A 21949-nucleotide genomic window follows, 5' to 3' on the forward strand; every position below is an offset into this window, starting at 1 on the left:
CAAGTTTAGCTGAGTTGATACTGCGACTTAAACTCCTGGCAAATCCTTTCAATGGAGTTATTCATGGCCTTGTATTTAAAATCTGGTAAGGCATTTAACAGCTTGCTATTATTGTATGAAATGATTTGCTGAGCGGTTCTTGCAGTTTCTTTAGTAAGTAATGGTTTGCTGCTTGAGAACTTAGCTTTTAAAGCTTCAAGTCGCCAAACAATTTCAGCCAAAAAAGGCGTTACCAATTTATGGGGTGGCTTCTTTCGAAAGGCATTTGCAATACTTGTAAATAAAGCTTGATAGCTAAGATTGTAACCACTAATAACAAAGCGCTGCGCATTAACATGGCTATCCATTAACTTAGTCATAATCGTTACAACGTCCTGTACATCTACAAAACCATTGGTACCATTAGTATACCAAGGAAATTCTTTGTAGGCGTTTTTAAAAATCGCTGCAGAACCTTTGGTCCAATCGCTACAACCGAGAATAATACTTGGATTGATAATCACTGCTTCTAATCCTTCGCCAATGCCTCGCCACACTTCCATTTCAGCGAGGTATTTAGACTTTGCGTATTCGCTATTGTGCTTTCCATCAATCCACTTATTATTTTCACTTATTAATTTATCATTACCAGCTCTGCCCAAAGCTGCAACAGAACTTACATAAAGCAGCTTTTGCACACCTGCACTTAAACAAGCATTCACCACATTAGCAGTGCCTTCAACATTGGTTTTATACAAAAGGTGTTTATCTTTTGGACTAAATGAAACAATAGCGGCACAATGGTATACTTGTGTAATCTCTGTAAATATTTCTTCCAAGCCTGTAATATCTAATATATCGCCTTGTTGCCAAATAAGATTTTGGTGATGTACATCTGCATGGCTCTTGTGGTACAAAGCCTTTACCTGCTTGCCTTGTGCTAATAGTGCTGTAATAAGGTGAGAGCCAACCAAACCATTGGCACCAGTAACTACTATCATCAATTATTTTTTGTGAAGTTAAAGGCAAATGTAAAGCAACACCGTATCGATTACGCATAAACCGTTCTAAAAAATACCTCAAGCTTATGTGGGTCTAATTGCTGATTAGTTCTCACACCACTGCATACATCTATACCATAGGGCTGAACAATATCTATAGCCCGTTTAACATTATCTATTTTTAAACCCCCAGCTAAAAATACAGGTTTCTTACACTGTGCAACTATTTGTTTGCTCAGTTGCCAGTTGTGCGTTCTGCCTGTACCGCCTAATTCTTTTAAAACAAGATTGGGGTTACCACTGTCTAACAATAAAGCATCAACATGTTCAGCTATTTGTAGCGCTTCATCTACAGAAGCTTCGTTAATAATATGAATTACCTGAACAATTTTTATCACAGGCAATGCGGTTTTAATGGCCTTATAAGTACCACTTTGTAAGGCATCTACTATTTGAATCGTATTAGTGTTTGTACGATAGTGATGCGCTATTATTTCGTCAACATTGGTTTCGCTAGTAAGCATAAAAGTACCAATTGGTGGTGGTACAAGCGCAGCAATAGTAGCAATTAATGCATCATCAATCACACCTGGGCCACTTGGCATTTTTGCCACCAAACCCAATGCTGCTGCACCATAGCCTATAGCCATACTTGCTTCCTCTTCAGAACTAATACAGCAAATCTTTACTTTAGGAAACATATATTTAGTTTAATTATTGAAGATAAGTAACTATAGCGTATCATGTATTTCATGTACAGGTATTTGTGCAAACTACAATTGCTGTATTTTTAACACACTAATTGCATAAACCCTAACAATTGCAACCGTTTGAAAATGAGATAGTAACATACTATCAAACCTAAACTATTTGCCAATTGTAAACTAATATTATGACTGCAGAACATCAAAGACTAGCCGTTAATGATCGAAAAAAAATTCCTTTAGAACAATGGGGGCCTTATCTCAGCGAACGCCAATGGGGTACTGTACGTGAAGATTATGGTCAATATGGTGATGCGTGGAATTACTTTCCTCATGATCATGCACATAGTAGAGTCTACCGCTGGGGCGAAGATGGATTGGCGGGTATTACAGATTATTTTCAAAACTTATGTTTTGCTGTAGCACTTTGGAATGGCAAGGATCCAATACTAAAAGAACGTTTGTTTGGCCTTGGTAATAATGAGGGTAACCACGGTGAAGATGTGAAGGAATTGTATTATTACTTAGATAATGTACCCACGCATTATTACATGGAATATCTGTACAAGTATCCACAACAAAAATTTCCTTACAATGAGTTGGTGGCTCGCAACAAATGGCGTAGCAAAACCGAGCCTGAATATGAGATATTAGATACTGGTGTATTTGACCATAACGAATACTTTGATGTAAAAATTACTTATGCTAAGCAAAGCCCACAAGATATTTTTATTAAAATCGATATCACAAATCGCTTTCATAAGGCAGCGCCAATTACTGTATTACCCACGCTTTGGTTTTACAACCGATGGAAAAATAATGCGGATGAAAAGAAGCCTTTAATTACTGAAATTAACAAAACTGCTGTAAAAGCGGAACAAGAACGTTTGGGGAAATACTACTTCTATTTCCAAAAACCCGATGATAACTTTTACACAGATAATGAAACAAACAAGCAAAGAATAATGGGCATACCTAATGCCTCACCTTTTGTAAAAGATGCCTTCCATACCGCTATTATTGATGGGGAAAACGTAGAAGCTTTACGCAGCCGCAAAAAAGGCACAAAGTTTTCGCCTATATATAAATTACAAATAGAAGCGCATAGTACTAAAACTATTTACTGCAGGCTAAGTAGCAAGGCTCATGATACACCATTTGGTACAGGGTTTGAACAAGTTTTTTCAAGTCGTAAAGCACAAGCTGACGATTTTTATGCATCAGTGCTATGCCAATCTGCAACCCCCGAATTACTTGCTATTCAGCGTCAAGCTTTTGCTGGTTTATTGTGGAGTAAGCAATATTACCACTATGATGTAGAAACATGGCTTACCTCTACAGATGGTTTAACGCCAGTAAATGATGGGAAGAAAAAAGGTCGAAATAGCGATTGGAAACATCTTAAAAATCAGGACATCATTTTGATGCCCGATAAGTGGGAATACCCTTGGTATGCTGCTTGGGATTTGGCTTTCCACTGCATACCTATGGCCATGATTGACCCCACTTTTGCAAAGCACCAATTACAATTAATTATGCGTGAGTGGTACATGAAACCTGATGGTCAATTACCTGCTTACGAATGGAATTTTAGTGATGTTAATCCACCAGTACATGCTTGGGCAGCTTTACAAGTATATCGCATTGATAAGCAAAATACTGGTAAGGGTGACCTTACTTTTTTGAAGCGAATATTTCAAAAACTTATTATCAATTTCACTTGGTGGATTAATAGAAAAGATGAAAGTGGTAATAATTTATTTGAAGGTGGCTTTTTGGGGTTAGATAATATTGGCGTATTTGATAGAAGTCATGGTGTAGCGGCCAATATGCATTTGGAGCAAGCAGACGGCACAAGCTGGATGGGTAAGTATGCTTTAAATATGATGGATATTGCACTTGAAATTGCTACCCACGATATTTCATTTGAAGATATGGCTACCAAGTTCTTCGAACATTTTGTATTAATTGCAGAAGCGATGAATGACAATGTTTTATGGAATGAAAAAGACCAATTTTTTTATGATTGTGTAAGTGTAAAAGGTGGTGAAGCAATGCCCTTAAAAGTACAATCTATTGTAGGTTTAATTCCGTTACTGGCTGTTTCTGTGATAGAGAAAAGTACTATTACCAAATTGCCAGATTTTAAAAAGCGGATCACGTGGTTTGAAAATTATCGAAAGAAAAACAATCGCTTTTGGCCCAATGAAGAAAGGAGTGATAGTGATATGATTTTAATCTCGCTAGTACCAAGAGAACGTCTAATTGCTTTGTTAAAACGTATGCTAAATGAAGAAGAATTTCTATCGGAAGGCGGTATTAGAGCATTATCGAAATATCACGAAAAGCACCCTTACTCAATTACATTAGATGGAAAAGTGTATACTATACAATACGATCCAGGTGATAGTACTTCTAATATGTTTGGCGGCAACTCTAACTGGCGTGGTCCAGTGTGGATGCCTCTAAACTATTTACTTATTCGATCTGTTAGACGATATGGTTTGTTTTACGGCGATACATTAAAAGTTGAATGTCCTACAGGTTCTGGCAATATGATGAACTTAACAGATGTTGCAGATTTTTTAACTAATAGAATTATTAGTTTGTTTACAATTAATGATAAAGGCAATAGGGCATTTAACGGTGCTTATAATTGGTTTTACCAGCAAGATTGCAATAAAGATTTGCTACAATTTTATGAATATTTTCATGGCGATTCAGGTACGGGGTTAGGGGCGTCCCACCAAACTGGGTGGACGGCCTGCGTTGCCGATTTAATTCACCAAATGGAGCGCCATAAACCACAGCCTAAAAAAGTAATTGAATCGTTTAAAGAAGAAGGTGAGGAATAATAGCATATTGGCAAAGAAATATATTACTATGCAACACATAACCATCAACACTATTAAAACTTGGGAGCGCTTTTACAGAGCGAATTTTATTAATTGTCTTACAGGATTTAAAGCTGTAAGTCTAATAGGTACCGTAAATGCAAATGGACAACCAAATTTAGGTGTGTTTAGTAGTGTGGTACATCTTGGTTCAGACCCAGCTTTGATTGGTTTTATTAATAGGCCACTTGCTGCTGCACCGCACACAATTGATAATATCAAAGCAACTGATGTTTACACCATCAATCATATTCATCCTACTATTGCAGCACAAGCGCACCAAAGCAGTGCTAAATATCCTATTGATGTAAATGAGTTTAGAGAAGTTGGCTTAACCGAATTTTACCTACCTAACCTAGTGGCGCCGTTTGTGAAAGAAAGTCATGTAAAATATGCATTATCATTAGTTGAAATTGTGCCTATCACACACAATAATACGTTTTTAGTAATCGGTAGAGTAACCGATGTAATACTTGCAGATAATCTGATGCAGGCAGATGGTTTTTTAGCACTTGAACAAGCTGAAAGTCTTGCCAGTCTTGGTGTTGATGCATATTATAGTACACAAAAATTGGCTAGATATGGTTATGCAAAACCAGAAAAACCTATCGAGATTTTAAAATAAATTGTAGTTATTTATACAATCTGCATGTATTCAAAAAATATTGAGGAAACAAAAACGGCCCGTGGAAACGGGCCGTTTAAATCCTAATAAAAAAACAGACACTCCGTAGAAACGGGATGTTTCTATCCTTTTGAAAACTCATAAACCATGCGATTTATGAATAAGTTATGCAACGCTTCTATACAGAATGCCTACGTTTAAAATATTAATTAAAAAGTTTTAAGCTTATTAATTACAGTTACAATGAGTTGTGGCAATTGATGTTTTTGGGTATCAGTAGTATGTATCAGTACTTTTTAGTGGGGTAAATCTTTACATTAAATAGCGTTGCTTATTTTTAAATACTTTTTATAATCTAGGTGCATAGTTGCACTTTTTTTAGCTAAATGCTTGTAGTAAAACAAGTATTTTAATTTTACAACTTTAACAGTAACTTAAGATGATGCGCTTTTGTATTCCATTCTGCCAATTTTAATGGACATGCAACTAGGTAAATAATAATGTGCTGAAAACGAGTGTTCTATTATTAAATAATAATTTTTTTTAATTTGAATTTGCTTATGCCTGCTTAGATCCAGAGTTTCTGAGCTTTTTCGAATAGTCTTTGCAAAAAGTTGGGTAATTTCTGACTATTTTTTAGGTTTTTAATGCTAGTGGGATAGATTTTTCACCTGAACGTATTAAATTATAATCACAATTAAAGTTGGTCTTAGAATGAGACTATATATCAAAAAAGGCTTTCCACGGAAAGCCTTTTTTGATATATGTAGAGTTATTGAAAACTGTTTAGACTTTTACATTACCAATCACTTGCAATTGCGACAAATCTGGTGTGGGGCTACCGCCTTTTTTCTCAAGCGTTATTGCAAATGCGCCAGCTTTTACAATATTCTTTAATTTACAAACGCCATTACAATCTGCATTTAACATACCAGCATCTACTGGCTTACCATCTACTAAAGCCCATAGTTGATATTGTTTATCAGACGGTGCCTTAGGTAAATTATTAGCATATAAATATACATCTTTGGTTTTGCTATCCCAATACACCGTAGCAAAGTTCGTTTCTTTACCTGGTGCCCCTTTCATAGGTACCTTAATAATATTAGTATCACTTAACGCTTGCAAACTAGCAGCAATATCTGCGTATTTTACCTGCATTGTATTATTATCGGCAGTTAAGGTATTCTTCTCATTTAGCAAAGCCACCACTTTTTCATTGGCTTTATTATACTCTGAATAGTAAAATATATTTAAACTACCACTGATAACTAATAAAATAACAGATGCTGCGGCTACAAATTGCCAAATATTAATTTTTCTTTTTGTAGCGAATGACTTAACTGGTGTTTCAGTAACTGCTTCTATTTTATTAGAATGCGTATTTGTTGGCACAATATTAACGATGGGCGCCACAAATTCATCTTGTAAGGCAAACATTAGCTTCTCTTTGCTAGAAGCTTCGGGTGTGATTGCATTTGCAAAGGCAGCAGCTTCTAGTGAGGCTTCAAAGTCTGCGATGGCCTGTTTAATTTCAGGATATTGCAAGCTTAGTTGCTGCACTTCTGCGGCTTCCTGTGCGGTAGCTAGTCCTAAAACATAGCTTTCAATTGCACCACTTGATATGTAATTATCAATGTTCACTTTACTGTTTAATAACTGTTCTGAGTTGAATTAATGCTGTTCTTAATCTTGTTTTTACTGTACCTAATGGTATATCGAGCAATTTAGATATTTCATCTTGTGTAAACCCTTGGAAATAGGCTAGTTCTACCAAAACTTTATAATCTTCTTTTAACTGATGTACTACTTTACGCAAACCCATTTGATCAGTTTGAATATGTGTAGTACCGCCTGCATCATAGGTTTGTTCTGTTAACTCTTGGTTTTGTTGGCTATTTTGGTAACTTTTACTTCTTACTGTATCGATAGAAGCATTTCTTGCTACATTCAACATCCAAGTAAATAAACGTCCCTTCGCATCATCATACGATTCTATTTGACGCCATATTTTTATAAATACTTCTTGCAATACATCATTAGCAAGTTCTGTATCAGCCACAACTCCCACAATTACCGATAACAGTGCAGCGCTATAATTATCATAAAGATAACTAAATGCAGATTGTTGCCTTTGCTTTAGCAATTGCACTAGCTCCGATTCGCTATATTTTGTTGTGGCTTCCAACTAACTTTTGGCGAGATTTTTAGGTGATGGTATAATCATTTACGACTTACCGTAAACTTTGGTTTTGTTTTGCAAAAAATAAATTAAGCTACTAATTTTTTGTAAGCGTCTGCATCCATTAATGCGTCTACGGCTGCTACATCCGCTACTTCAATCTTCACCATCCAACCGTCGCCATAAGGATCACTATTTACAAGCTCAGGTTGTTTCTCCAAGATTGGGTTTACCTCTAGCACTTTTCCCGCAATTGGTAAAAACAAATCGCTAACAGTTTTAACCGCTTCTACAGTACCAAATACCGCTTCAGCTGCTACATCTTGACCAACTGTATTAATATCTACATATACAATGTCACCCAATTCACCTTGTGCAAAATCGGTAATACCTACAGTTGCAATATTGCCTTCTAGGCTTATCCATTCGTGGTCTTTTGTGTAGCGTAAGTTTGTTGGAAAGTTCATTGTTTTTAAATTTAGAACACAAATATTGAGATAAAAATTGGTTGTCGCAACTTAATTCAATAATCTTATTGTCATTCGCACATCCAATAACGGTCTATCACCTGGTTTTGTTTGAACAGATGCAATTTTATCTATAACATCTAAGCCACTAATTACTTCACCAAATACGGTATAGCTTTGGTCTAATTGCGGCGTACCGCCTATGCGTTCATAGACTTCTTTTTGTGTAGCAGAAAAACTAAAATCTGGATTAGCCACTTTTACTCTGCTGTTATAGGTAGTTTGTAGCTGCGCCGAATCGTAGCGTTTACCTTGTACAATATAAAACTGACAAGTGCTACTTGCTTTTGCGGGGTTGCCATCTCTAGCAGCAGCTAAAGCCCCTTTTTTATGATATAAGCCAGTTTGTATTTCTGCTGGAATCCTTTCGCCGGGTGCAGCACCGCCACCAAGCCTAGTGGTATCGGTAGCATATTTACTTGTAGGGTCGCCACCTTGAATCATAAATTCTTTTATTACTCTGTGAAATAGCAGACTATCATAAAAACCCTGCTGCACCAATTTTATAAAATTATCTCTATGCAACGGCGTTTGGTTGTAAAGCTTTGCAATCATGACACCATAATTGGTACTTATTTCTACCAATTGTTCTTTTGGAGTAGGCGCAATTTTTATTGGTGCGGTAGCCACTTTTTTGGTTGCCACCACTTTTTTAGCAGGCATTTTGGTTTGAGCTTTTGCAGCAATTAAAGCTACACAGGTTACAATGGCAAGGAAGTATCTAGTCATACATTAGTGTGATTATTCGCATCCCTATAGCAATCGGGACGTATTTTAAAAACCCATCTGGTCAAAATATAGTAAAACGTGGTCTTTTAAAATATTTTCTTGTTCAATAATACCATTGCCTGGTAATTCTTTTACTTGCTTAAAATGCGGCCAATTGTCTGGGTCTTTACCTTCAAATATAAAATACCCACTAGATTGTAATAAGGTACATACTGCCACATGCATCAAGTCTTGCTTCTGTTCTTTGGTTATTTTTTCTGCTTCAAAGCCTGTTTCCTGTAAGCCTATTAAAAATAAAATGGCTTCTAAATCTGGCTTTTTACCAAATCGCTCTACCAATTTGGCTTCTAAAGCCCACCAACGTTGTTGTAAATCATCTGATATAAACATGGGGCAAATGTAATGGTAGACTTTCCAAGTTTTTAAAACTTGGAAAGTCTACTATTATTCGATAATTATTTTCTCAACAATCTCATGATTACTTTTTAATGTATTGTCCAGCTTTTTATAAGTATCAGTACTGCCAAACCCACTTATTACTTCTTTTTTCATAAGTTTTGTGGGTTTTTCTACCATTGTTCTGCCATAACTACTGTACTGATAGGTTTTAAAATCGTCACAAATACCATGTTTTTGTGACGATTTTAATGAATGTATTTAGCACAAGTCAAAAGGTATCCTTTATCTTCAATCAATTTTCTTTTGAAGTTTTTTTGAAATAAGCTACCTGTTCTGTTAGATTGTTTATTGATTGCTTTTGAATAGCTCATGAAAAATCTTCGAAATGCTTCCGATACAATTTGCGAAGGATCTTCAAGCGTTTTGCCAAGTTTCAAAAATGTAGAAAGTTTAAATATTTCTAAGCGCTTCACTTTTACTAGTAAATGAAAATGGTTTGGTAATAAGCAATAGGCATATGTATCCAAATAATCTGAAAGGTAGTAATCGTATTTCCTTAGGAAAAAAGAATAATTTTCTTCGTTGTAGAACAAGTTTTCAGAATTATTACATCTATTATAAATATGATAATATTGATTGGGAAATAATGGTTGGTAATGAATTTGTTCCATAAGATAAAGATAAGTTTTTACATAGATAAAATTATTACTACAGTTAGACCTTCCAAGTTTCAAAAACTTGGAAGGTCTAAGTCTATATTTGCACCAAAATTCGCAGAATCATGTTACAAGTAAGTGTGCTACGCAACAATCCTGAATGGGTGAAAGCGCGTTTGGCGGTGAAACATTTTAAGCAACCAGAATTGGTTGATGAAATTATTAAATTTGATGACGAAAGAAAAAGTTTACAAGTAAGTTACGATAATACACAAGCTTCCATTAATGCCGCTTCTAAAGAGATTGGTAAATTAATGGGTCAAGGTAAAAAAGAAGAAGCCGAAGCCGCCAAAGCCGAAGTTGCCAATTATAAGGTGCAGGTTTCAAGCTTTTTAGAGCAATTGGCTATTGTAGAAAAGCAGTTGCAAGAAACTTTGGTTCAACTACCCAATTTACCTGCCGAAGAAGTACCAATTGGTAGAACGCCCGAAGAAAACGTGGTAGTACGTGAAGGTGGCGATAAGCCTAATTTGCCAGCAGACGCAGTGCCACATTGGGATTTGCTAGACAAATACAAGCTTATCAATTTTGAATTGGGCAATAAAATTACTGGTAGCGGTTTTCCTGTGTACATAGGTAAAGGCGCCAAATTGCAACGCAGCCTTATTCAATATTTTTTAGATTATAACACGGCGGCTGGCTACACCGAATATTTGCCGCCATTTATGGTAAATGAAGCGAGTGCTTATGCTACTGGTCAGTTGCCAGACAAAGAAGGGCAAATGTACCATGCTACAGAAGATAATTTGTATTTGATACCTACAGCTGAAGTACCTGTAACTAATATATACCGTGATACCATTTTAAAAGAAACCGAATTGCCTGTGAAAATGACGGCTTATAGCCCTTGTTTTAGACGGGAAGCTGGTAGCTACGGCAAAGATGTTCGTGGCTTAAACCGTGTACATCAATTTGAAAAAGTAGAAATTATTCAAATAGTTCAGCCTAGCAAAAGTTTTGAAGTGCTAGATGATATGGTAAAACATGTAGAAGCGTTGTTACAATCATTAGAATTACCGTATAGAATTCTGCGCCTTTGCGGTGGCGATATGGGCTTTGCAAGTGCTATTACTTACGATTTTGAAGTGTACAGTGCAGCGCAAGAACGCTGGTTAGAAGTAAGTTCTGTCAGCAATTTCGAGAGTTTTCAAAGCAACCGTATGAAATGCCGTTACAAAGATGAAACTGGTAAAATGCAATTAGCTCATACTTTAAATGGTAGTTCTTTGGCATTGCCACGTATTGTAGCTTGCTTGCTAGAAAATAATCAAGCAGCAGATGGTATCCATTTGCCAAAAGTATTACACAGCTATTTTGGAAATGCGGTTATTAATTAGAAAAAGGTTCTGAAAAGTAAACTTGAGTTCGTTGCAGCGAACTCTGGTAACCAAAAAGCGAACTAGAGTTCCAAAAAAGTGAACACAAGTTCGTTATAGCAAACTCAAGTAAGCAAAAAGATAACTAGAGTTCCAAAAAAGTAAACTTGAGTTCGTTGTAGCGAACTCAGGTAACTAAAAAGCGGACTAGAGTTCCAAAAAAGTGAACGCAAGTAGCTTTTTACAATATATTAATATATTATTAAACAACACGAGTGAGAAAATTTAAGAAGCCAGTTATTTTAGAAGATGTGTTGGTAGAAAGCTATGCTGCCGAAGGCAAAAGCATTGCCCGTGTAGATGGCAAAGTGATTTTTATAGAACACACGGTACCTGGCGATATTGTAGATATTCAATTGGGTAAAAACAAAAAAGACTGGGCAGACGCTTATCCTTTGCAGTTTAAAAAGTATTCAGCGCAGCGTGTTACACCATTTTGTTCACACTTTGGTGTATGTGGTGGTTGTCAGTGGCAAATGTTGCCTTACCAGCAACAATTGGTTTTTAAGCAACAGCAAGTAGCTGATAATTTAAGTCGTATTGGTAAAGTGGCTTTGCCAGAAATGCTACCAATAGTAGGTGCAGAGGCTACCAAAGAATATCGTAATAAGATTGAATACACTTTTGCTACTAGGCGCTTTATACCTAAAGATGAGTTTCAGCAATTGAGAGCAGAAGGTAAGGCAGAAGACGAGATTAACAATATGAGCGGTGCGGCTGGCTTTCATGCAAAAGGGCAGTTTGATAAAGTAGTAGAAATAGACACTTGCCATTTACAGGAAGAACCAACTAACTTCATTCGCAAGGCCATTGTAGCATTTGCAAAAGACAATGGTTACTCGTTTCACAATGTAAAAGCGCATGAAGGTTGGTTGCGCAATATGGTCATCCGTATTGCTACTACTGGCGAAATAATGCTAAATATTGTATTGGGGTTTGAGGATAAAAAAATGCAAACACAGTTGAAAGACCATTTGTTGGGTTTGTTTCCTCAAATAACCACTTTATTGGTAACCATCAACCGTAAGTTTAACGATAGCATTTACGATTTAGAGCCCGAAACATTGTATGGAAAGGGGTATATCATAGAAAAGTTAGAAGATTTTCAGTTTAAAATTAGCCCAAAATCTTTCTTTCAAACCAATACCAAGCAAGCCGAAAAGCTATATCAAATTACAAGAGGTTTTGCCGAGCTAGATGGTACACAAACCTTATACGATTTGTATTGTGGTACTGGTAGTATTGGTATTTTTTGTAGTAATAAGGCAAAAAAAATAATTGGTGTAGAATTAATTGAAGATGCGATAAAAGATGCGCATGAAAATGCAGCGTTAAACAACATTAGCCACTCTTTTTTTACGGCGGGCGATGTGATAAATATTTGTGACGATGCATTTTTTGATACACATGGTAGGCCAGATGTTATTATTACCGACCCGCCAAGGGCCGGCATGCATGAAAAACTAGTAAATAAATTGCTAGAAATAGCTGCGCCAACAATGGTATATGTGAGTTGCAATCCTGCAACACAGGCAAGAGACTTAGCGTTGTTGGATGCAAAATATGCGGTAACTAAAATTCAGCCAGTTGACATGTTTCCACATACGCATCATATAGAAAATGTAGTGCAGTTGAAATTGAAAATGCCACTTGCCCCTGAAGGGGTATAAAAGCATTTAATAGAAATAATATATTCTTTAATCATCAAATTTTTTAAAAGTTTGATAAAACTTCCCATTAGGGATTATGGGCTTATGCAATTTAGACCAAGCAGATTTGAAGTATTACCAATGGTTATTAAAAATCTATTGATTATTAATGCACTCGTTTATTTAGCACAAATAACGTTAAGTAAGGAGTTTGCCTTTGACGATTGGTTTGCACTACATACTTGGCAAAGCCAATTATTTAAACCATGGCAATTGATTACACACATGTTTATGCATGGTAGCTTTAGCCATATTCTTTCCAACATGTTTGCATTGTGGATGTTTGGTGCTACGCTAGAAAACTCTTGGGGTTCTAAACGCTTTTTAGGTTTTTATTTAGTATGTGGTTTAGGTGCAGCATTTTGTCATTTGGGTGTACTTTATTTTGAAAATGAAGTGATGATAAATGCGTTTAAATCTATATCCGCGAACGACACCAACTCAGTTCAAATTTTTATTACTAAATATTTTCAAGCAGCACAGGATGTTCCATATAGCTATAATGTTGCTTCGCAAGTACTTGAATTACGATTAAACGAAGCAACCATTGGTGCATCAGGTGCAGTTTTTGGCTGTTTAGCGGCTTATGCTTATTTGTTTCCCAATACTTATTTGTATGTGTATTTCTTAATTCCCGTTAAAGTGAAATGGTTTGTGCTGTTGTACGCTGGTTTCGAATTTATGGAAGCTGTTCGTAGTTCGGCAGGTGATAATGTAGCGCATGTGGCACACTTAGGCGGCGCATTGGTTGGTTTTTTGCTCGTTTATTTTTGGAACAAAAACAACCGTCAAACGTTTTATTAATAGTGTAAATAAATAGCAATAACTTATTATAAAATATTTTAGCAAGTGAGTGAGTATAAACAAAGACGGATACCGCTTTTAGGACAAGATAGCAACGCCCTTACATGGCTAATTATTATCAATGCAAGTGTATTTATTATTCTAAATTTCTTAAAAATTGTTTACAGTTTATCAGATATCCCAGACGAATTATTTCAGCGTCAGATACTAAATTGGTATACTCTACCAGCTTCTTTGGAAAAATTGTCTGTAAGGCCTTGGGTTATTTTTTCTAGTTTTTTCACGCATTTTAGTGTATTTAGTTTAATTGGCAGCTTGCTATGGTTGTGGAGTTTTGGATATATTCTGCAAGATTTAACAGGTAATCAAAAGTTGATACCAATTTATATTTATGGTGGTGTGGTGGGTGCTTTCTTTTTTGTATTTACCAATAATATTTTCCCAGCACTTGCCAAAAATATTGATGATATGCCAGATATGATGGGTGCTAGCGCCTGTATTATGGCTGTAGCGGTTGCAACTACAACTTTATCGCCAGATTATCGTATTTTTCCGCTGATAAATGGTGGCATACCACTTTGGGTGCTTACCATCGTGTTTGTTGCGGTAGATTTTGCCTCAATAGGAAACGGTAAGGCTGGTATTGGTATGGCGCATTTAGCGGCAGGTGGTATGGGCTTTTTTTATGTAAAACAATTACAAAAAGGCAATGATTTGGGTGCTTGGATGATTAGCTTCTGGCAATGGTTAGATGATTTATTTAATCCAGAAAAAAAGCACACCGTAAAAAAAGAAAAAGACAGATTGTTTTACAAAACAAATTCAAAACCATTTGTAAAAACACCTAATCTTACACAGCAAAAGCTAGATGAAATATTAGATAAAATTAATAGAGAAGGGTACCATTTTTTAACTAACGAAGAAAAAGAATTTCTGAAGCGAGCCAGTAAAGAAGAATTATAACCTAATGGCAAAAGCAATTGTAGCAATTTTTAAAAAAACAATTAAAATCTGTATCCTAGCAACGACTGTTATTTACATTGCAGCAAGTTGTACATCTGCTATTAACCCTATTTATTGTAGCCTATTCACTTTTTTAGCTTTAGGTTTCCCCTTTATATTATTGGCAATGGTATTAGCAAGCTTACTTGCTTTTTTTTGTTTCAAGAAATATGCATGGATTTTTAGTGTTCTTTTATTAATCGGTACAAAAAATATCATTAGCACGACAGGCTTTCATCCGTTTACTATAACTTTTAAGCAAGAAAAACCAGAAGGAACGATAAGATTATTGTCTTGGAATGTAAACGAGTTTACGCCGTCTGAAAGGCTGAAAGATACTGCTAATAGCCCACGTCAAAAGACATTGGCATTTATAAAAATGATAAACGCAGATGTTATTTGTTTGCAAGATTTTCGTAATTATCCAAACGATGCAACTTATCGCTCTAGTCTTTTATATATTAAAGATTCGTTGGGCTATCAATATTATTACTGTTCAATTGATAGGCAATCGGAAAGCATGCCCTCAAAAGAAGATATATATGGTAGCATTATTTTTTCTAGATTTCCAATTGTAGATACTGGCAGAACAGCTTATGATTCTAAAGATTTCCCCGAGCATATTGCTTATGCTGAAATTTTGATCGGGCAGAAAAAAGTGCGCTTTTACAACACACATTTAAGCTCTATGCAACTAACGGCAGAACGAAAAAATGCAGGTTTAAATTATACGTTTATTCAAGATGATACGGCTATTTTACTCAATAAAAGCAAACTTGCGCGCATTGCTATTTTCGATTCTTTTCATGTAAAACAAGCGCAAATAGTAAAACAACAACTCAATAAATCGCCTATACCATTTGTGTTTTGCGCCGATTTAAATTCTGTGCCATCTAGCTATGTGTATCACCATATTAGTAGCGGTTTGCAAGATGCTTTTTTGCAAAAAGGCTTTGGTTGGGGTTCCACTTACGATGGGCTATCAAACACATTAAGAATAGATGTAACTTTATTGTCGCCAGAGTTAAAAGTAGTACAACACTACAGCCCCAAGCTAAAAGCATCTGATCATTTTCCATTGGTAACAGATATTACATTGCCATAACTTTTTTTACTTACTTTAGTGTATGGCAAAAAATTTGGGACGTTCTATTTTTAAAACTACCATACTTATATTCACAATTTTACTGAGTATTGCTTTTTTGCATGTGTGTTTGGTGCCTTTTATTAGCTCTGCAAAGTTTTGGTGGGTTGGTTTTGCTGGTTTAGCTGCGCCTTTTTTAATTGTATCACTCATATTTACGGTAGTTTTTTGGTTGTATGCAAAACCTAAATGGGCTTTATTGCCAATACTCGTTTTAGCAATTGGATACAGGCAAGTTGATGCTGTATTTGCCTATCATTTTAAAGCCGTGTTTAATCCTGAAAAATTAGAAAATACCTTGCGCGTTGTAGATTGGAATGTACAAAGTTTTAATGGCTTATCTACTAATAAACAAGTAAAAAAGCTAATACCTAACGATATTGCCGAAAGTATCAAACGACTAAATCCAGATGTTATTTGTTTACAAGAATTTAACCACTCAAAAACTGAAGCAGGCAACAATATCGGCTTGTTTAAAAACTTATATCCTTATTATTATTTTTCTAAGGATTATAAACGAAATGCTAGTGGCTATTTTTCTGGCTGTATTATTTTCTCAAAGTTTGTCATCATTGATACTGGTAAAATCAATTACCCAAAAGCTGAAAGCTTAATTTTTGCAGATATATTGAAAGGAAAAGATACGATTCGGGTTTATACAACCCATTTACAATCGTTTAAATTTAAGAAAAACGATTATGATAATATTGATAAAATAAAAGAACAAGAAGAAGATGCTTTAAACGCCTCAAGAAATGTATTTAATAAAATGAAACCCGCGTTTCAAAGAAGGGGCATACAAGCTGGTATGGTGAAAGATGCAACAGCGCAAAGTCCTTACCCAACTATTATTTGTGGCGATTTTAACGATGTGCCTAATAGTTATACATATTTTACGATCAAAGGCGATAAACAAGATGCGTTTTTAAAGAAAGGTTTTGGTATTGGAAGAACCTTTATTTCTATCGCACCTACGTTGCGTATTGACTATGTTTTGGCTGACAAACAATTTGATGTATTGCAGTTTGACATGGTAGATGAAGGATTGAGTGATCATATTATGTTGGTTACAGACTTGATGTTAAAAACTAAATAGCATCTTCTTATATTCGCACTGAGATGAGAATTTTCTACACCCTATATTGTTGCTGTTGTTAATACAGCCCTCCGCTAATTTTGTAGCGCTTTTACCTTGACGTTTTTATGTTACATTATTTTAAAACCACTAATAGACCATCATGTCTCTAAAAGTATATAACTCATTAACTAGGAAAAAAGAAATATTCACAAGCATTACAGCGGGTAGAGTAGGCATGTATGTCTGCGGTCCTACAGTTAGTGGCGAGAGTCATTTAGGCCATGCGAGACCGTATGTAACATTTGATGTGGTGCATCGCTATTTATTACATTTGGGTTATAAAGTGCGTTATGTACGTAACATTACAGATGCTGGCCATTTTGAAGAAGAAGGTAGAGAAGCGGAAGATAAAATCAGCAAAAAAGCATTATTAGAAAGATTAGAGCCAATGGAATTGGTGCAGAAGTACACCAATATGTTCCATTGGGCGATGGATCAATTTAATACCATCCCGCCAAGTATTGAACCAACAGCCACTGGGCATATTGTAGAGCAAATAGTCATGATTGAGAAAATTATTAAAGATGGCTATGCTTATGTGGTAAACGGCTCGGTATATTTTAATGTAGAAAAATATAATACCGATTTCTCTAAACTTGGGATGCCTTATGGGATGCTTAGCGGCAGAAATTTGGAAGATCAATTAGATACTACAAGAGAACTTGATAACCAAGAAGAGAAAAGAAATAAAGCTGATTTTGCCTTATGGAAAAATGCACCGCCAGAACATATTATGCGTTGGCCGAGCCCTTGGGGTGATGGTTTTCCTGGCTGGCATATTGAGTGTAGTGCTATGAGTAATAAATATTTGGGGGATGAATTTGACATACACGGTGGTGGTATGGATTTGCAATTTCCACACCACGAATGTGAGATAGCGCAAAGTGCTGTTTGCAACCATAAAACCATGGCAAAGTATTGGATTCATAACAATATGATTACCATTAATGGTAGAAAAATGGGTAAAAGCTATAATAATGTGATTAAGCTTAGCGAGTTATTTACTGGTAATCATCCTTTGCTAGAGCAGGCTTATCACCCTATGACCATTCGTTTTTTCATTTTGCAAAGCCATTATAGAAGCCCATTGGATTTTGGAAACGAAGCTTTGAAAGCATCAGAAAAAGCATTCAAGCGCCTATGGGAAGCTTACGATAATTTGAATAAGTTTGAAGTAGGTGATTGGCAAATGAGAGACTCAGAATTAGATGCAAAAGTGAATAAGTTAATTGCAGAATTTGATGAGTTTATTGATGATGATTTTAGCACTGCAAAAGTGATTGCTAATATGTTTGAGTTGGTGCCAATTATTAATGGCATTAAAGATAAACACCTTACTATTGAGGCATTGCAGCCGGCAACAATAATATTGCTAAAACAACAAATGAAGGCGTTTATTGAAGATATTTTTGGCCTCAAACAAGAAGCTACTGGTGGCGATAAGTTGAAAGGCATTATGGAATTATTGATCACCTTGCGTAAAGATGCAAAGGCTAAAAAAGACTTTGTTACAAGCGATCGCATTCGTAACGAGTTAGCAACGCTTGGGGTGCTTATTAAAGACGAGAAAGGTGGTGATATGAGTTATGTCATTGAGTAATTAATCTACGGCAAGACGCGCATGTTTCTCGGGATTATATATATGTTTCCATCTGCGATGACTCCATAAATAATTAGAGGGTTCTTGTTTAATAGAATCCTCTATTTTTTTGATGAGTACTTTGGTTAATTCGCCATCTTTATAATCGTTTGGAGTAGTAGTAATTAATTCAAAAACACCTTTATAGTAGCCTCTTTTTACTTTGTAAAAATGTGTATAAACAATAGGTAAATTACCCATTTTAGCACCACGTTCAGGGCCTTTTACAAATGGTACTTTCTTGCCAAAAAAATCTACCCAATAGGCTTTAGATGTATTAGCTGCATTTTGATCGGCTACTAAAATAAGGGCATGTTTACTTTTGGCATAGGGTTGAAAATCTTTTGCAAAATTGGTGGCTGAAACCAGTTTCGTTCCAAACCTTGAGCGAATATTAAACATTAATTTATTAAATACTTTATTGGATACGGGCTTATAGGCAACTACAAACGGATACTTACTAATGAGACCAACTGCTAAATTTGCAAATTCCCAATTAAAATAATGACCAGTAATTAAGTGTACACGCTCATGTTCAGCTACTAATGCATTTACAACTTCTATATTAATCACAAAGCGTTGTTTCATTTCATTTTCTGAAATAGATACCAGCTTAATTAGTTCAACAAAGTTATCTGTAAAGCCCTTGTAGAAGGCTTTACCAATCTGCGTTCTTTCGGCTTCAGTTTTATCAGGAAAAGCAAGCTTTAAATTATCCACCACTACTTGTCTGCGGTACTTAAACACATAATAAATAAGAAGATAACAGCCGTCGCTTATTAGATAAATAATAAACCAAGGTAGTAAAGACAGTAAATAAAATATGGCGTAAATCAGATAGTACATATAGGTTGTCGGTTGTAAGTTCACAGTCGTTGGTTGTAATCAGAATACTATCATCAGCTAACCAACATCTATGCTCTTTTTAGAGAATTATATTCTGCAATAAAGCGCTTTTTTCTAAGTGGTCTGTATTATAATGCAAACCTCTACTTTCTTTTCTAAACTCTGCGCCTTTAACTATTAAATAGCCCACAGTTATCAGGTTTCTTAGCTCGCATAATTGTGGTGATACTTTGGTATTACGATAGAGTTCTTCTGTTTCTTCATACAATAAATCTAAGCGTTTCATAGCACGTTTTAAACGCATATCTGTGCGCACAATACCAACATAGTCGCTCATTATTTGCTCAAGTTCTTTGCGGCTTTGTGTAATTAAAATCATTTCTTTTGGCTCGCTTGTGCCTTTAATTTTCCATTCTGGTATACCAGTTTCAAACGTAATATCATTTACACGATTAACTGTATCTAAATAACATCTATGACCAAATACCATAGCTTCTAGCAAACTGTTGCTAGCTAAGCGATTGGCGCCATGTAAGCCCGTACTAGCACACTCACCACAGGCGTACAAATTTTGGATAGATGTTCTGCCGTATTCGTCTGTCTTAATACCACCACAACTGTAGTGCGCAGCAGGTGCAACAGGTATCATATCTTTAGCTATATCTATACCAATGTTTAAGCATTTTTCGTAAATGTTTGGAAAATGGTGAATGAATTTATCTATGTCCATATGTCTGCAATCCAAGTACACATGTTCTGTACCATTTTTCTTCATCTCATTATCTATGGCTCTTGCAACAATATCACGTGGCGCAAGGTCCTTACGTGCATCGTAACGTTCCATAAATGCCTCGCCTTGTTTGTTTCTAAGTATACCACCATCACCACGAACGGCTTCCGTAATTAAGAAAGAAGGGCTTTCGCCTGGCTGGTATAAAGCAGTTGGATGGAACTGTATAAATTCCATATTTTCTATTCTGCCTTTTGCTCTGTACACCATGGCTACACCATCTCCGGTAGCTATCCGAGGGTTAGTTGTAGTCCGGTACACTTGCCCATTTCCCCCTGTTGCCAATAAGGTAATTTTCGACAAAATGGTATCTATTTTATTGGTTTGTAGGTTTAAAACATACACTCCAAAACAAGTAATATCAGTAGTAGATTTTGTAACTAAATAGCCAAGATGGTGCTGTGTAATAATATCTACTACGAAGCAATGGTTAAGCAATTGTATGTTGGTTGTATTTTGAAGTTCGTGCAACAATGCTCTTTCCATTTCTTTACCTGTCACATCTTTATGATGTAATATACGGTTTTCGCTGTGACCGCCCTCTTTGCCTAAAGCGTAGTCACCATTGGCATCTTTATCAAATCTTGCACCATATTCTATAATTTCTTTTATACGTTCAGGGCCTTCGGTTACTACTATTTCTACTGTTTTAGGGTTACATAAACCATCGCCTGCAATCAAAGTGTCTTCTATGTGTTTGTCGTAGCTATCTTTTTCTTCGTCCCAAACACCCGCAATACCGCCTTGCGCATATTTGGTATTGGTTTCGTCGGCTTGGGTTTTAGTAATTATAACAATATTTTTATCTGGATGTGCTTTAGCGGTTTTTAAAGCATACGTAAGCCCTGCAATACCGCTACCAATAACTAAAAAATCTGTTTGCATGTATAATGTATGTAATTGCTATTGAAATAAAAAAGCGTAAGCCTGCAAATTTAGAAAGGCTGGTAGAAATAATAACCTAAAATTATTTGAATTGTTGACTAGAATGAAAGTAGGTAAAGCTATACCAATATAGCTGTTAATTATGCAATAGGAAAGCAATAGAATAATAGTGTAAATCTTGCTTAAAAAATTTTTTTGATTTTTTTTAAAATAATTGACAAAGCAGCGCTTGGTTCATAAAAATGTCTATATTACGGGTGAAAACATTACCCCGATGACGGAACAAACCATAATACAAGGTTGTTTGCAAAGCGATTTTTTAGCCCAAAGAGAGTTGTACAATATGTACAGCCCAAAGATGCTAAGTGTTTGTTATCGATTTGCACAGCACAGAGAAGATGCTGAAGATATGCTTCAAGAGGCTTTTATAAAGGTGTTTACGCAAATACACACCTTTCAAAATAAAGGCGCTTTTGAAGGCTGGATTCGTAGAATAGTGGTGCATACTTGTATTAATTTTCTAAAAAAATACAAGAAGTTTAATGAGCATATAGATTTGGATTATGCCAATAACTTGTTTGTAAAAGAAGAGTCAATACCTTCTATTATGCAAGCCAAGCAAGTGGTTGAATGTATAAGATTATTACCACTAGGTTATAGAACAGTATTGAACTTATACGCGATTGAAGGATACAGCCACAAGGAAGTAGGGGAGATGCTAGAAATAGGTGAAAGTACTAGTAGAAGCCAATATACGAGAGCAAAAGCAATGCTTGAAACCATATTGGTTAAGAAAAGAATTATTGAACATCCAAAGCCCGAATTAAATTGGATGGCCGCGATAAGAAACAAATGATGAT

20 protein-coding genes are annotated in these 21949 nt (G+C 35.7%); 10 read left to right on the top strand and 10 right to left on the bottom strand.

The genetic code is table 11. The features are described from left to right. Positions 1–5 precede the first annotated feature (5 nt). Both ACFOW1_RS08975 and ACFOW1_RS08980 read right to left on the bottom strand, forming a co-directional pair. A complete protein-coding gene (locus tag ACFOW1_RS08975; protein ID WP_379013712.1) occupies positions 6–980 on the bottom strand; it encodes an NAD-dependent epimerase/dehydratase family protein in 975 nt (324 codons plus the stop codon). A gap of 50 nt (positions 981–1030) precedes the next feature. Beyond that, positions 1031–1681: a phosphoribosylanthranilate isomerase gene (locus ACFOW1_RS08980; protein ID WP_379013714.1), complete on the bottom strand. Its 651-nt coding sequence runs from the start codon at positions 1679–1681 to the stop codon at positions 1031–1033. Between the two features lie 191 nt (positions 1682–1872). Between ACFOW1_RS08980 and ACFOW1_RS08985 the strand changes: the two genes are divergently transcribed. After that, positions 1873–4539, top strand: coding sequence for an MGH1-like glycoside hydrolase domain-containing protein (locus ACFOW1_RS08985; RefSeq protein ID WP_379013715.1), 2667 nt, complete (start codon positions 1873–1875; stop codon positions 4537–4539). 28 nt (positions 4540–4567) lie between these two features. Next, a complete protein-coding gene (locus ACFOW1_RS08990; protein WP_379013716.1) occupies positions 4568–5203 on the top strand; it encodes a flavin reductase family protein in 636 nt (211 codons plus the stop codon). A gap of 786 nt (positions 5204–5989) precedes the next feature. On the opposite strand, the gene ACFOW1_RS08995 is transcribed toward ACFOW1_RS08990, so the two are convergent. The 6 genes from ACFOW1_RS08995 to ACFOW1_RS09020 all read right to left on the bottom strand — a co-directional run bounded on the left by ACFOW1_RS08995 (position 5990) and on the right by ACFOW1_RS09020 (position 9711). Next, positions 5990–6847: an anti-sigma factor gene (locus tag ACFOW1_RS08995; protein ID WP_379013718.1), complete on the bottom strand. Its 858-nt coding sequence runs from the start codon at positions 6845–6847 to the stop codon at positions 5990–5992. 1 nt (position 6848) lies between these two features. Further along, positions 6849–7391, bottom strand: a complete 543-nt coding sequence (locus ACFOW1_RS09000; protein WP_379013720.1) for an RNA polymerase sigma factor — start codon at positions 7389–7391, stop codon at positions 6849–6851. Between the two features lie 83 nt (positions 7392–7474). Then, complete coding sequence (gcvH, locus tag ACFOW1_RS09005; RefSeq protein ID WP_379013721.1) at positions 7475–7852, bottom strand: glycine cleavage system protein GcvH; 378 nt, start codon at positions 7850–7852, stop codon at positions 7475–7477. A 51-nt stretch (positions 7853–7903) separates the two neighbouring features. Then, on the bottom strand, positions 7904–8641 hold the full coding sequence (locus ACFOW1_RS09010) for a peptidylprolyl isomerase (RefSeq protein WP_379013722.1): 738 nt from the start codon (positions 8639–8641) through the stop codon (positions 7904–7906). A 45-nt stretch (positions 8642–8686) separates the two neighbouring features. Next, positions 8687–9031, bottom strand: a complete 345-nt coding sequence (locus ACFOW1_RS09015) for a hypothetical protein (protein WP_379013723.1) — start codon at positions 9029–9031, stop codon at positions 8687–8689. 254 nt (positions 9032–9285) lie between these two features. Beyond that, positions 9286–9711 carry a transposase gene (locus tag ACFOW1_RS09020; protein ID WP_379013724.1) on the bottom strand — a complete coding sequence of 142 codons (426 nt, stop codon included), beginning with the start codon at positions 9709–9711 and terminating at the stop codon, positions 9286–9288. A gap of 110 nt (positions 9712–9821) precedes the next feature. On the opposite strand from ACFOW1_RS09020, the gene serS reads away from it, so the two are divergent. The 7 genes from serS to cysS all read left to right on the top strand — a co-directional run bounded on the left by serS (position 9822) and on the right by cysS (position 18529). Further along, positions 9822–11093, top strand: coding sequence for a serine--tRNA ligase (gene serS / locus ACFOW1_RS09025; protein WP_379013726.1), 1272 nt, complete (start codon positions 9822–9824; stop codon positions 11091–11093). Positions 11094–11347: 254 nt separating this feature from the next. Next, entirely contained in the window at positions 11348–12802 is a 1455-nt protein-coding gene (gene rlmD / locus ACFOW1_RS09030; protein ID WP_379013727.1) for a 23S rRNA (uracil(1939)-C(5))-methyltransferase RlmD, read from the top strand. Positions 12803–12853: 51 nt separating this feature from the next. Continuing rightward, positions 12854–13645: a rhomboid family intramembrane serine protease gene (locus ACFOW1_RS09035; RefSeq protein WP_379013728.1), complete on the top strand. Its 792-nt coding sequence runs from the start codon at positions 12854–12856 to the stop codon at positions 13643–13645. 45 nt (positions 13646–13690) lie between these two features. Then, positions 13691–14608 carry a rhomboid family intramembrane serine protease gene (locus tag ACFOW1_RS09040; protein ID WP_379013729.1) on the top strand — a complete coding sequence of 306 codons (918 nt, stop codon included), beginning with the start codon at positions 13691–13693 and terminating at the stop codon, positions 14606–14608. A gap of 4 nt (positions 14609–14612) precedes the next feature. Then, on the top strand, positions 14613–15752 hold the full coding sequence (locus ACFOW1_RS09045) for an endonuclease/exonuclease/phosphatase family protein (RefSeq protein WP_379013730.1): 1140 nt from the start codon (positions 14613–14615) through the stop codon (positions 15750–15752). Between the two features lie 22 nt (positions 15753–15774). Then, the gene (locus ACFOW1_RS09050; protein WP_379013732.1) at positions 15775–16887 is read left to right on the top strand and encodes an endonuclease/exonuclease/phosphatase family protein; all 1113 of its coding nucleotides are present in this window, start codon (positions 15775–15777) and stop codon (positions 16885–16887) included. A 142-nt stretch (positions 16888–17029) separates the two neighbouring features. Continuing rightward, positions 17030–18529 (top strand): cysteine--tRNA ligase, encoded by a 1500-nt coding sequence (gene cysS, locus ACFOW1_RS09055; protein ID WP_379013733.1) that lies wholly within the window; start codon positions 17030–17032, stop codon positions 18527–18529. Here the strand turns inward: cysS and ACFOW1_RS09060 are convergent, their stop codons facing one another. After that, entirely contained in the window at positions 18530–19438 is a 909-nt protein-coding gene (locus ACFOW1_RS09060; RefSeq protein ID WP_379013735.1) for a lysophospholipid acyltransferase family protein, read from the bottom strand. A 55-nt stretch (positions 19439–19493) separates the two neighbouring features. Next, complete coding sequence (nadB, locus tag ACFOW1_RS09065) at positions 19494–21089, bottom strand: L-aspartate oxidase (RefSeq protein WP_379013736.1); 1596 nt, start codon at positions 21087–21089, stop codon at positions 19494–19496. A gap of 274 nt (positions 21090–21363) precedes the next feature. On the opposite strand from nadB, the gene ACFOW1_RS09070 reads away from it, so the two are divergent. Continuing rightward, positions 21364–21945: an RNA polymerase sigma factor gene (locus ACFOW1_RS09070; RefSeq protein ID WP_379013738.1), complete on the top strand. Its 582-nt coding sequence runs from the start codon at positions 21364–21366 to the stop codon at positions 21943–21945. Positions 21946–21949: the final 4 nt, after the last annotated feature.

The organism is Parasediminibacterium paludis, assembly GCF_042651445.1.
Taxonomy (GTDB): Bacteria; Bacteroidota; Bacteroidia; order Chitinophagales; family Chitinophagaceae; genus Parasediminibacterium; species Parasediminibacterium paludis.